Source organism: Azospirillum sp. RU38E, assembly GCF_900188385.1.
Lineage (GTDB): Bacteria > Pseudomonadota > Alphaproteobacteria > Azospirillales > Azospirillaceae > Niveispirillum.
The window spans coordinates 783,084-796,309 of the sequence record NZ_FZOI01000001.1 but is presented as its reverse complement, the minus strand read 5'-3'; the positions used below and the strand labels follow the sequence as shown (position 1 = coordinate 796,309).

The 13,226-nt window shown below is 63.8% G+C and carries 9 protein-coding genes; 7 read left to right on the top strand and 2 right to left on the bottom strand.

Annotated features, from left to right (window positions below):
* The first annotated feature begins 98 nt into the window (after window positions 1–98).
* Complete coding sequence (gene hexR, locus CHB97_RS03405) at window positions 99–941, top strand: transcriptional regulator HexR (RefSeq protein ID WP_089286502.1); 843 nt, start codon at window positions 99–101, stop codon at window positions 939–941.
* A 74-nt stretch (window positions 942–1,015) separates the two neighbouring features.
* Entirely contained in the window at window positions 1,016–3,232 is a 2,217-nt protein-coding gene (gene glgB, locus CHB97_RS03400; protein WP_089286501.1) for a 1,4-alpha-glucan branching protein GlgB, read from the top strand.
* 63 nt (window positions 3,233–3,295) lie between these two features.
* On the opposite strand, the gene CHB97_RS03395 is transcribed toward glgB, so the two are convergent.
* Entirely contained in the window at window positions 3,296–5,173 is a 1,878-nt protein-coding gene (locus tag CHB97_RS03395; protein WP_160105514.1) for an ABC transporter ATP-binding protein, read from the bottom strand.
* Between the two features lie 345 nt (window positions 5,174–5,518).
* On the opposite strand from CHB97_RS03395, the gene CHB97_RS03390 reads away from it, so the two are divergent.
* The 3 genes from CHB97_RS03390 (at window position 5,519) to CHB97_RS03380 (ending at window position 9,743) form a co-directional block, all read left to right on the top strand.
* Window positions 5,519–6,376 (top strand): MBL fold metallo-hydrolase, encoded by an 858-nt coding sequence (locus CHB97_RS03390; protein ID WP_089286499.1) that lies wholly within the window; start codon window positions 5,519–5,521, stop codon window positions 6,374–6,376.
* 185 nt (window positions 6,377–6,561) lie between these two features.
* Entirely contained in the window at window positions 6,562–8,739 is a 2,178-nt protein-coding gene (locus CHB97_RS03385) for a TonB-dependent receptor (protein ID WP_244559362.1), read from the top strand.
* Between the two features lie 290 nt (window positions 8,740–9,029).
* On the top strand, window positions 9,030–9,743 hold the full coding sequence (locus CHB97_RS03380; RefSeq protein WP_244559361.1) for an EAL domain-containing protein: 714 nt from the start codon (window positions 9,030–9,032) through the stop codon (window positions 9,741–9,743).
* A gap of 41 nt (window positions 9,744–9,784) precedes the next feature.
* Here CHB97_RS03380 and CHB97_RS03375 read toward each other — a convergent pair whose 3' ends face one another.
* Window positions 9,785–10,645, bottom strand: coding sequence for a tetratricopeptide repeat protein (locus CHB97_RS03375; RefSeq protein WP_143270685.1), 861 nt, complete (start codon window positions 10,643–10,645; stop codon window positions 9,785–9,787).
* Window positions 10,646–11,129: 484 nt separating this feature from the next.
* On the opposite strand from CHB97_RS03375, the gene CHB97_RS03370 reads away from it, so the two are divergent.
* Window positions 11,130–11,693, top strand: coding sequence for a hypothetical protein (locus tag CHB97_RS03370; RefSeq protein WP_143270683.1), 564 nt, complete (start codon window positions 11,130–11,132; stop codon window positions 11,691–11,693).
* Window positions 11,693–13,192: a PepSY domain-containing protein gene (locus CHB97_RS03365; protein ID WP_089286494.1), complete on the top strand. Its 1,500-nt coding sequence runs from the start codon at window positions 11,693–11,695 to the stop codon at window positions 13,190–13,192. Before CHB97_RS03370 ends, CHB97_RS03365 begins: the two co-directional genes overlap by 1 nt.
* The last annotated feature ends 34 nt before the right edge of the window (window positions 13,193–13,226 follow it).

Below are 13,226 nucleotides of genomic sequence, written 5' to 3'. Positions count from 1 at the left end.
ACCGAACAGGCAAACGCACAGGAAATGGACATCCAGCCGCCCTGGGGGATCGTGCCCCCCACTGGGCGGCGTCCGAATGGTTGGGGAGTGTACCGGCAGTGCTGGAACGTATTCGGGCCATGCAGGCGGGGTTACGGCGATCGGAACAGAAGATTGCCGAGGTGGTGTTGAAGCGCCCCCATTCCGTGGTCAATGCCTCGGTGGCGGAGGTGGCGCGCGAGGCGCAGGTGAGCCAGCCGACAGTGGTACGCTTCTGCCGCTCCATCGGCTGTGGCGGCTTCCAGGATTTCAAGCTGCGGCTGGCCCAGGATCTCGCCACCGGCACGCCCTATGTGCATGAGGAGGTGCGGCCCGATGATGCGGTGGTGGATATCGCCGCCAAGGTGCTGAACCGCTCCATCGCCTCGCTGACCCGCGTGCGCAACCACACCAATGCCGAGGCGCTGGATGCAGCCGTGACCATCCTGGCGGAGGCGTCACGGCTGGAATTCTATGGCTTCGGTGCGTCCGGCATCGTGGCGGCCGATGCGCAGAACAAGTTCTTCCGGCTGGGTATTCCCTGCGTGGCCTATACGGATTTCCATGTCCAGGCCATGTCGGCCACCCTGCTGGGACCGACGGCGGCCGCTCTGGTCATTTCCCATACCGGACGGACGCGGGAATTGCTGCGGTCGGTCGATCTGGCGCTGGATAGCGGGGCCAAGGTGGTGGCGCTGACCAGCGGCGGCTCCCCGCTGGCGGAACGGGCCAGCGTCGCCCTGCTGGTGGATGTGGTGGAAGATACCAGCATCTATACGCCCATGGTCAGCCGGCTGGCCCATCTGGCCATGCTGGATGTGCTGCAAGTGGCCGTGGCACTGCGGCGCGGGGTCAATCTGGCGGAAAGCCTGGCGCGCTCCAAACGGCCCATCCGTGAACGCCGACTGGTGCAACGCGGCTGAAAAGGCGCATCCTTTCCAGGCCGGCCGCGTTATAAAGCCCATCGCCCCCAACCGAATACCAATAAGGACCGCCGATGTCCCTGGCCCCCTCCCCCGCCATCATCGACTCGGTCATTCAGGCCCGGTGCGCGGATATTTTCGCCATGCTGGGGCCGCATCTGCTGGCCGATGATCCCGGCCGCGCCCGCTTGACCGTGTTCCGCCCGGATGTGGATCAGGTGGTGGTGATCGGGCCGGACGGGGTTGAACGCGCCACGCTGGAGCGGATCGACCCGGCGGGCCTGTTCAGCGCCGACCTGCCGGCGGCGATGCTGACGGGCTATCGCCTGCGCCTGCATCGGCTGGAATCGGTGTGGGAGATTGATGACCCCTACCGTTTCCCGCCCGTGCTGGGGGAGATGGATCGGTATCTGATCGGTGAAGGGCGGCATTGGCGGCTGTATGACCGGCTAGGCGCCCATCCTGATCAGGTGGAAGGGGTGGCGGGTGTGCGTTTTGCCGTCTGGGCGCCCAATGCCCAGCGCGCCTCCGTCGTGGGTGATTTCAACAATTGGGACGGGCGCATCCATATGATGCGCAAACATCCCGGCATCGGGGTGTGGGAAATCTTCATCCCCGGCGTGGCCGCCGGTGCCGCCTATAAATATGAATTCCTCTCCGCCGATGGCGCGCTGCTGCCGCTGAAGGCCGATCCGTTTGCCCAGGCCGCCGAGTTCCGGCCCAGCACCGCCTCCCTGGTGCCTGCCCCGCTGGCGGAGGGCTGGCAGGATCATGACTGGCTGGCCAAGCGCAAGGAACGCAATGCCCGCACCGCGCCCATGTCCATCTATGAGGTGCATCTGGGTTCCTGGCGGCGCGGGGCCGATGGCGGTTTCCCGACATATCGGGAACTGGCGGAAAAGCTGGTGCCCTATGTCAAAGACATGGGCTTCACCCATATTGAGGTGATGCCCGTGCATGAACATCCGTTCGATGGATCATGGGGTTATCAGGCACTGGGGCTCTATGCCCCCACCGCGCGTTTCGGCAGCCCGGCGGATTTCCAGTTCTTTGTCGATGCCTGCCATCAGGCCGGGATCGGGCTGATCATCGATTGGGTGCCGGGGCACTTCCCCACCGATGCACATGGGCTCTATCAGTTCGACGGCACACATCTTTACGACCATGCCGACCCGCGCCAGGGCTATCACCCGGATTGGAACACGGCGATCTATAATTTCGGTCGCAATGAGGTGACCAATTTCCTGATCGCCAATGCCCTGTTCTGGCTGCGCCGATACCATGTCGATGGCTTGCGGGTGGATGCCGTGGCCTCCATGCTGTACCTGGATTACAGCCGCAAGGAAGGCGAATGGATTCCCAACCGCTATGGCGGGCGGGAGAATCTGGAGGCCATTGATTTCATGCGCCGCATGAATGAACTGGTCTATGGCGAGGATGAGGGCCAGGGCGGCGGGGCCATCACCATTGCCGAGGAATCCACCGCCTGGCCCGGCGTGTCCCGCCCCGCCTATGTCGGCGGGCTGGGCTTTGGCTATAAATGGAACATGGGCTGGATGCATGACACGCTGCGCTATATGGCGCGCGACCCCATCCATCGCCGCTTCCACCATAATGACCTGACCTTCGGCCTGCTCTACGCCTTCTCCGAAAATTTCATCCTGCCGCTTTCCCATGATGAGGTGGTGCATGGCAAGGGCTCCCTGCTGGGGCGGATGCCGGGGGATGACTGGCAGAAATTTGCCAATCTGCGCGCCTATTTCGCCTTCATGTGGACCCATCCGGGCAAGAAACTGCTGTTCATGGGTGGGGAGTTCGGGCAGCGGCGCGAATGGAACCATGATGCGGAACTGGACTGGTTCCTGCTGGATGATGCCGCGACCGGCCATTGGCACCGGGGCTTGCGCGATCTGGTGCGCGACCTGAACCATCTCTACCGCGACACCCCCGCCCTGCATGAGCGCGATTGTGAGCCGGAAGGCTTCCGCTGGATCAAGGGGGCGGCCTCGGATGAATCCATCCTGGTCTATAGCCGCCATGGTGCCGCCCCGGACCGGGCGGCGGTGACGGTGGCCAGCTTCACACCCCTGGTGCGGGAGAAATACCGCATCGGCCTGCCCTTCCCCGGCCATTGGCGGGAAGCGCTGAACAGCGATGCCGAATGCTATGGTGGCAGCAATATCGGCAATGGCGGCGGCGTGCTGGCGGAGTCGGTGCCGTGGGACGGGCAGCCCTATAGTGCCGAAATCACCGTGCCGCCGCTGGCGACGCTGGTGTTGGTGCGGGGGTGAGTTTGCTTATCCCTTTCCGTCACCCCGGCCTTCGCCGGGGTGACGGTGGAGGGAGAGCCCCCCTTACTCCGCCGCCGCCAGGAACCCGCCTGACTGGCGGTGCCAGAGCTGGGCATAGCGGCCGCCCAGCGCCAGCAGTTCGGCGTGGCTGCCCTGTTCCACCACCTGACCGCCTTCCAGATAAAGGATGCGGTCCATCTCGGTGATGGTGGAAAGCCGGTGGGCAATGGCGATCACCGTGCGACCTTCCATCAGGGTCCAGAGTGCTTCCTGGATCAGATGTTCGGATTCGCTGTCCAGCGCGCTGGTCGCCTCATCCAGGATCAGGATGGGGCTGTCCTTCAGCAAGGCACGGGCGATGGCGACACGCTGGCGCTCCCCGCCCGACAGTTTCACCCCCTGTTCCCCCACAATCGTGTCATAGCCGGTGGAACGCCGGGCGATGAACTCATGCGCATGGGCCTTGCGGGCGGCTTCCTCCACCTCCTGCTGGCTGGCACCGGGGCGGCCATAGGCGATGTTCTCCCCGATGGTGCGGTGGAAGACGCCGGGCTGCTGCGGTACCTCGGCAATCGCCGCGTTCAGGCTTTCCCGCGCCACATGGGCGATATCCTGCCCATCGATCAGCACCCGGCCATATTGCGGGTCGAACTGACGACGGATCAGCTTCACCAGGGTGCTTTTCCCGGCACCGGAGCGGCCGACTAGCCCCACCTTTTCCCCCGGACGGATGGAAAGGTTCAGCCCGTCAAACACCTTGGTACCATCGGGGAAGCTGAAATGGATTTCCCGCAGTTCAATCCCCCCCGCCGGCACCCGCAGGGCCGGGGCCCCCGGCACATCGGTGATCTCATGCGGGGCCGACACCAGATCCAACGCCTCCGACAGGGTGCCCAACTCCTCAAAGAAGTTCAGCATCCGGTCGGACAGATGCCAGACCGTATTGGAAATCTGGAAGGCCAGCGTGAAGACCAGGGTGAATTCACCAACCGTCATCGCGCCTTGCAAGGTGCGGGCAATGGCCACCCAGACCAGCACCCCCAGCAGCCCCATGATGGACAACATCTGGAAGATGCGCATCACCACCAGGAACCAGCGCAGCCGGCGCGACCGGAACCGTTCCGCATTCAGGTAATGGCCCAGGAAGGTCCGTTCGAACGCCGTGCGGGCGAAACCCCGGATCAGGTCGGCATTGGTAACCGCATCAATGATGCGGCCGGAACTGGTGGAAACCGCATCGCTCATCGCCTCCGACAGGCGGAAGCAATGGCGCGACAGCCAGAAGGAGACGGCGACGTAGAGCACCATCCACCCCGCCAGCACGGCGGAGAATAAAGGTGATGCCGTCCAGAGCAGGCCCAGCGCCACCACCAGCAGCACAATGACCCGCAGCACATCCCACATCAGGATTTCCACCAGGGACAGCACGGCATTGGCGCCCTGCTTGATCTTCTGGCCCAGCTTGCCGGCGAAATTATCCTGGAAATAGCGCGGGCTGTGGCCCAGCAGCCAGCCGAACATCCGCTTCTGCGCCAGGGCCCGGATGGAAGGCGAGGTATAGATATCGACGATCTGATAGACGCGATACATGCCCATGCTGCCCAGCCAGATACCCAGCAGCACCAGGAACCAGCCGCCCACGCCCAGCCCCTGCACGCCCGTCGCCGGGTCGCCGCCGGTGGCCGCCGTCAGCGCATCCACCACTGCCTTCAGGGCATAGGGCTCGAACGCCTCAATCCCCTGCCCGATGCAGACGGCCAGAGCCAGCAGCAGCACACGGCCGCGAAACTTCTCCCGCAGCAGGCCAATGGCAAAGGCAAAGGGTTTGGAAGGCAGGGGCCGGGGCGGCTCGCTATCCTCCCAGGCGAAGTCACGGTCCTGCACGGACTGATCATCAATGCGGACAGCGCGCATGGAGGCGCGCAGCAGGGCGGAAAACATGTGGGAACGACTCCAGACGCGAAATCGGATGAGCAGCACCGGGGCGGGTGGCATCAATTCATCCGATATCGGATTAGATGACGGAACGTTAAGTTTCTGTCAACCGCGAAAAAACTTGTCCCATGCATCAGATGGCTTTGGGCATGGAAACGCGGCGGTTCTGTTTCAAAGGCATGACAGAACAGAGCCGGCATGAGCTTTTGCGCGCCGTTCCTGTGTTCCCCGTCACATGTACACAATGCTGGTCCGCTTATTTTTCTGGAACCTTTCCACTGAGTATCGGAATGTATCCGGTATCTGGATGGGTGAAGGCCCGGGCCCTTTGCCCGGCGCCAAGGGGCGGATATGGAGTTCAAGGTTAAATTCTGGGGCGTGCGCGGCACTTTCCCCTGCGCTTACGCTTCCCATCTCACCTATGGCGGCAATACCAGCTGCCTGGAGGTAACGGCCGGCGGCCAGACGCTGATCCTGGACGCGGGCACCGGTTTGCGCGCCCTGGGCAAACGGCTGAAGCGCGACCATGTACGCAATGCCACCTTGCTGCTGAGCCATGCGCATTGGGACCATATCAATGGTTTCCCTTTTTTTGAGGCTGGCTACTGCCCGGATTTCAGCCTGAATGTCTTCGCCCGCGATCTGACCGGTTGCGAATGCATCGGCGAAGTGTTCACCAGCTGCATGGAAAAGCCGCTTTTCCCCGTGCCGCTGAAGACCATGCGCGCCAAGATCGATTTCAACAACCTCCATGCCGGCGACCGGCTGGACCTCGCCCCCGGTCTGGTGGTGAAGACGGGGGAGCTGAACCATCCCGGCGGGGCCGTCGGCTACCGAATTGAGTTTGGCGGCAAGGCTTTCTGCTACATCACCGATACCGAACATGTCGCCGGCCAGATCGACCAGAACATTCTGGCCCTGATCGATGGCGCCGACATGGTGGTTTATGATGCCACCTACACGGATGAGGAATATGCCACCCGCCAGGGCTGGGGCCATTCCACCTGGAGTGAGGGCGTGAAGCTGGTGAAGGAGGCGGGGGCCAAGCATCTCTGCCTGTTCCACCATGACCCCGACCATGATGATACAGCCATCGCCGCCATTGAGCGCGATGCCGCCCGCGCCTTCAGCGGTGCTTTTGCGGCCCGCGAAGGCACCGAACTGGACATGCTGAACCTGTCCCTGCCCTTTGCGGTGGCGGCGGAATAAAGGCCGGTTTTCTGCGGGCTATCATACAGACGGCGCGGGCAAAACCCGCGCCGTTTTGCTGATCCCCCGCCCCGCCCATGGCGCAGGGCTGCCATCCGGGGGAGATGCCGTGCTTGCTTTAGCGAACGATTTCAAAGATTGAGGCGCGGAACCCAGATCGAACCCCATACATTGGTTCCGCAACCATGCAAAAACCCCAACGCCTTTACGCCCGTATTGCGTCGATGACCGCCCTGGTAGCGCTGTCACTCACCGCCCAGCCGGGCAAGGCGCAGGAGACGCAAGCCGCCTCCCCTATTGACGAGATCATCGTCACCGCCACCCGCCGCGCCACCGCCATCCGCGACATTCCCGCCTCGGTATCCCGCGTGGACCGGGCGGATTTCGAGCCCAAGGCCACCCGTTTCATCGGGGAAGAGCTGCGCGGCCTGCCCGGCATCAATGTGCGCACCAATGACCAGGGCACCTATACGGATATCAGCATCCGTGGCGTGCCCAACCGCATCCATAACGACACGGTTGTCGTGCTGCTGGATGGCGTGCCCTTCGTCACCGGCGATGACGAGGGCGATATGGAACAGCTTCCCTTTGGCGCTGTCGGCCAGGTGGAAGTGGTGCGTGGCCCCACCTCAGCCCTTTACGGCCGGGGCGCCATTGCCGGCACCATCAATTATGTCACCCGCGAAGTGACGAATGAACCGCAGGCGGCCGCCCAGGCCGGCATCGGTTCCGATGGCTGGCGGCAGGCCGCCGCCATGATCCAGCGCCCGACCGGCGATGTCGGCGCACTGCTGCTATCGGCCGAATTGCAGCGGTCCGACGGCTGGCGCGACCGCACCGGCCGGAATGAGGAGAATATCTTCGCCAAGCAGCGGCTGGACCTGAACGAACGGCTGCGCCTCAACCTCACCGGCACTTACGTCAACACCAAGCAGGATCTGGCAGGCGAGCTGCCGACCGATCAGCGCGGCACCCCGATTGCCCTGCCCGGCGGGCGGGATGGCAATTGGAACAATGACGGGGCCGGTTTCTACAAGCGCATGTGGACCAGCACCGCTGTGCTGGAGGCCGATGTCACCGATAGTGTGACATCCACCACCCGCCTGCATTACCGCCATGCCAATACCCGTGCGGTACAGGGTGCCTTCCAGCGCTTCACCCCCGGCGACAGCACGGTGAATTTCAGCGGCTTCCGCGTCGATGGCAGCACGGACACCTATTTCGCGGAACAGCAGGTCGATTGGCGGATCGATGATCATTGGCGGCTGCTGGCCGGCGGTTCGGCCGAACGCATCAACGCCAATCACATTGAAAGCTGGAGCGGGGAATTCGATTTCGGTCCCCTGTTCTATATCCGCCGCCGCGATGTGGCCACGGGCTCCTATATCAATCAGGGCGACTGGCTTTATAGCCGGCTGATGGATGCCCATGCCCGCAACGAAACCCAGGCCGGTTTCGCCCAGGCGGATTTCAGCTGGCAGGCCCTGACCCTGACGGCCGGCGCCCGCTATGACCGGTTCCAGCGCAAGGTCTTCTACGGTCCGTCGGGCAGCGGCTATGGCCCGGACCCGGAGGTAACCGTGAAGGACAGCGACAGCCGGCTCAGCCCCAAGCTGTCGGTGCGCTGGCAGGTGGCGGAAAACGTCACCGCCTATACCACCTATGGCGAAGGGTTCAGCCCGGGTTTCGGCCCGCTCTGGTCCTTCCGCAACCGCGACACCAATCTGGCGCCCGAACTGGCCAAGAATATCGAAGCCGGTATCAAGGCCACCCTGCTGGATAACCGCCTGACCGGCACCTTGAGCCTGTATCAGCTGAAACGCAGTGACCTGCTGCAGCTGCTGCCGGTGGGGGCATCCGCCCGCACCATCAATTCCGGTCGCCAGCGCTCACGCGGGGTGGAGCTGGAGGCCAATGCCGATCTGCGGGATATCAATCCCGGTCTGGCACTGGCGCTCAGCTATGGTTTCACCGATGCGGTCTGGACGCAGAACGCCTTCCTGGAGCCGGACACCAACATCCCCTATGATTTCACCGGCAAGGATGTGGCGGGCGTGCCGCGCCATAGCGGCCGGGTGGAAATCAGCCAGCGGCTGGATCAGCCGGCGCTGACCCTGCGCAGTTGGGTGGATGTGTCGGGCGATTATGCCTATGACGGGGCCAACAGCCGCAAGGCCGGCGGCTATGCCCTGGTGAATGCCGCCATCACCTGGGCCCCGATGGAGGCGCTGGAACTGACCCTGACCGGGCGCAACCTGTTCGACCGCAAGGTGAACAGCGTCGTCGCCAAGAGCGACGGGCCTTACGCCTATTATCCGCAGGCCCCCCTGCAATGGATGCTGAGCGGGACGGTGAAGTTCTAGAGCCGGGTGCGTTTAAACGGAAACGCACCCGGCTCTAAGTCCTTGTTCAGCGAGCGGATTCACGCTCCAAAGCGATTCCGCTTTTCCGCGATCCGCTCTAAGGTCGATGGAAAGACCTTAAGACGCGCTTGCCGACGGGCAAGCGCGTCAATAGAGTCCGGACAATCAAGGCTGGCGGGTTACCATAACCGCCAGCCACTCCCATCGTCTGGACCGGATGCGCCCCCATGGACAGCCCGCATGATCAACAACCCGATTTTGATCATTGTGGCGGCAAATGCCGGACACCCATGACAATACCCATCACCATGGCATTCCAGCCCATCGTCGATCTGGCGCAGGGGACGATCTTCGCCCATGAAGCCCTGGTGCGGGGGACGGAGGGCCAGTCGGCCCAATGGGTTTTGGATCAGGTCAATGATGATAACCGCTATAGTTTCGATCAGACCTGCCGGGTAAAGGCGATCGAAATGGCGGCAGCGCTGGGGATGCGGGAAAAACTGTCGGTCAATTTCCTGCCCAACGCCGTCTATCAGCCGGCCACCTGCATCCGCACCACGCTGGAAACGGCACGCCGCACCGGCTTTCCCATTTCACAGATCATGTTCGAAGCCACAGAGGCGGAACGGGTGGAAGATGCGCCGCATCTGCGCCGCATCCTGACCGAGTATAAGCGCCAGGGCTTCACCACCGCGATTGATGATTTCGGCGCTGGCTTTTCCGGGCTGAACCTGCTGGCGGAGTTTCAGCCGGATATTGTGAAGATCGACATGCAGCTGACGCGCGGCATCGAAGCTGACCGTATCCGCCGCGCCATCGTCGGCGGCATCCTGTTCGCCTGCCGGGAAATCGGCATCACCGTCATCGCCGAAGGGATCGAGACGGCGGAACAGGAAAAGGCACTACGGGAAATGGGCATCAGCCTGATGCAGGGCTATCGCTACGCCCGCCCCGCCTTTGCCGCCATGGCTGAGCGGATCGACCATCTCCACCCGCAGGATTGATACAGCCGGCGGGAAGCCCCCACCGGCTGCACCTTAAAGAATCAGGCCTCTGCCGGACCCTCTGCCGCCGGCGCGGCCAGCCGTTCGTCCAATTGCGGGGCCAGCGGGTGGCCGGGATGGGCCGCCTTCCAGCGATCCACCAGGGTCAGGGCCTTCGCCCGATCCTGTTCAGCAATCGCCAGCACCAGATTGGCGAACTGCACATGCGCCACCTGGGCCTGCGGGGCCAGCGTGGTGGAGGAGAGATAGCGTTCGGCCGCCCCTTCCAGATCGCCCAGCACTTCCAGCGTGCGACCCAGGGCGAAAATCGCCTCCGGGAAGGGCGGGCGCAGGGTCAGCACCTCAGTGAAGGCGACGCGCGCCTCTTCCACCTGGCCCAGCCGGAACAGCAGGTTGCCCAGGTTGAAGCGCGGATCGACGGCGCGCGGGTCGGCAGCGGCGGCACTGCGATAGGCTTCCACCGCCAGCGGCAGGTCGCCCATCTGTTCACGCACCAGGGCCAGACCGACCCAGGCATTGGTGAAAGCCGGGTCCAGTTCCACGGCGCGGGACAGGCTTTCCAGCGCCTCCTCGAACTTGCCCTGCTGGGCCAGCGCCATGCCGAGATTATGGTGCGGCGGCGGGTGATCCGGCTTCAGGGCGCGGGCCTTCTTCAGGGCCGGCACCGCCTCATCCAGCTTGCCCAGACCCTGCAGCGTGGCGCCCAGGTTGGACCAGGCGACGCGCACATCCGGATGGTCAGCATAGACCTTGGTGATCTTGCGATAGGTATCCGCCGCTTCCTTCAGCCGGCCCTGACGATGCAGTTCCGTCGCCGCGCGCATATCGGCGGGAAAGGCGGACCACATCGCATCGGTCTTGCTGATGTCGGCGATCTTGCGGCGGCGGTCGTGGCGGTTCATCGAAAGGGACACCCGGAATTCTTGGTTACGCACGGTGGCACTGCCGGCCTTGATAGCAGCGTCACGGACAAAACGGAACAAATTGCAGCGGTCTGGTCACAAGAGAGCGGACACAAGGCAGCAAAACAGAAAAGAACGGGGCCGGCCCCATCGCTGGTGCCGGCCCCGCCCCCTACGGTAGCCGTAGACGATCCGCTTGGCGGTTAAGAACCCGCCGGCGGACCCAATCCGTATCAGCCGAGGATAAGCCCGGTGACGGAGAGATCCGCACGGGTCCGCAAAGTGGAACGAGACATCGGATCACCTCCTTTCATTGGTTACAGGGACAAGGGAGAGTATGGGCATTTCCCTTCCCCCCGTCAAGGCAATTAATCCGAACCCGGATGCATTGCCGCAGATTCAAATGAGAATTGTTGTCATTCCTATTGCGTAAGCGCCCGGCTGGCGTATGTTTCCCGGCAATTCTGGTTGGGGAACCATTGCGATGACATGGATGGCGGGTCTGGGCTTTGTCCTGTCTGCGGCGGCATTGGCGGGCTTCCGCCTTGCCTGGGCGCGGCAGGATCAAGCCCGCTGGGCGGCGCTGGCGCTGGGGATTGCCCTGGTGCTGGCGACCCTGTGGGCATGGTCGATGGCGGCTGGGGCAGAGGTGGGGATTCCCCTGGGCATCACCTGCCTGTGTCTGGCCGGCTATCTCTTCGTTGGTGCCAATATGGAAATCCGGCCGGCGCGGGCCCGCCGGGTCACCGCCACGCCGGAGGAGCGCAAGCCGAAATTCGGCCGCGGTGTCGTGCGCTTCATCCTGGCGGGGCCGCTGGGGGCTGTCGCTTCCATCGGCATTGGCATTGCGGTCGCCATGCAGGCGCCGATGGTGGAACAGACGCGGCTGGTGATCGGCGCCACGCTGGTGCCGCTGGTCTGGGCTGGCTGCATGGCCTGGACCCTATGCGATGGCCGCGTCATCCGCTCTGCCATGGTGCTGAGCGGTACGGCCATTGCCGGCTATGCCGTCGCCCTGCTGCCGCTACTGTTTAAGGGAACCGTTTGATGAGCCGGATCACACAAAACCAGGAGGCCGGCAGCAGCTTCGTCCGCTCCATGCTGGCCGGCCATTCGGCCCTGGGCATCGCCTTTGCCGCCCTGATCCTGCTGGTCTGCTTCTCCGGCACGGTGGCCGTGTTCCATGAGGAATTGCTGCGCTGGGAGGAACCGGACGCCCCCCTGGTGACGAATGCCGACGACGTTGTCATCCAGCGAACGCTTGATCACATCGTGGCCAAGGCCCGTGAGGATCAGGCATTGCATGAAGTCACCCTGCGCCTGCCCAGGGCGGAGCTGCCCCGGCTGAGTGCCGAATATCACGATCATGATAGCGGCAAGGAAGCGCATTGGTATGCGGATGCCGACGGTAATCTGACCCGACCGCAGGTGGAGGGCTGGACGGAATTCATGCGCCGGCACCATTATTCCTTCCATGGCGGCAGCTGGGGCATCTATCTGGTCGGCATTTCCGGTGTGGCCCTGCTGTCACTGGTGATGTCCGGCATCATTTCGCATCCGCGCATTTTCCGCGATGCCTTCTCCCTGCGGCTGGGCGGCTCCCGCCGCCTGCAGGAAGCCGATATCCATAACCGCCTGTCGGTCTGGGGCCTGCCCTTTCACATCGCCATTTCCCTATCCGGTGCCTTTCTGGGACTGGCGGGGCTGGTAACGCTGGTGCTGGCCTATGCCGCCTATAATGGCGATACGGAGAAGGCCATTCTGGCGGTTTTGGGGCCGCAGGCGACGGAAGATGAACGCCCTGCCCCCATTCCCGCCGTGGCGCCGATGCTGGCCCAGATGTGGGAGCGCGCGCCCGATGCGCGACCGGTCTTCCTTCATATCGATCATGTCGGCACCGCCGGCCAGATGGCCATGATTGCCGCCCATGACCCACACCAGCTTGCCTATACCGACCGCTACCGCTTCGATGCGGCCGGCAAGCTGATCTGGGTTGGCGGCTATGACAAGGGGACGGTCGGGATGCAGACCCTGGCGGCGATGCAGCCGCTGCATTTCGGCAGTTTCGGTGGATTGCCGGTAAAGCTGGCCTATGGCGTGCTGGGCATCGCCATCTGTCTGGTCACCTCCACCGGCATCACCATCTGGCTGGCGCGCCGGCGCGACCGGGGCAATCCGGCCCCACATTGGGAACGGGTCTGGGCCGCCATCTTCTGGGGCCAGCCCATCGCCTTCACCGTTTCCGCCCTCACCGCGCTGGCGGCGGGCTGGCCGCCCATCCCGGTTTTCTGGGCCAGCACCCTGGCCGTGCTGGCCCTGGCCGCCCTGCGCTGGGAGGCGGCGCTGCTCTCCTTCCGGCTGCGGCTGGTCACCGCATTGCTGCTGGTCCTGCTGGCGGTCAGCCATGGGCTGCGCTGGCAGGGGGCCGGCGACCCGATGATGTGGTGGATCGATGGCGCCCTGCTGCTGGCCGCCGGTGCCATCGGCCTGACCCTGGCCTGGCAATGGAAGGGTGGCACGGCACTGGCCCAGACCGGCCGGGCCTGAGACGGCGAATAACCAAATAAACAGCGGGCCGGTG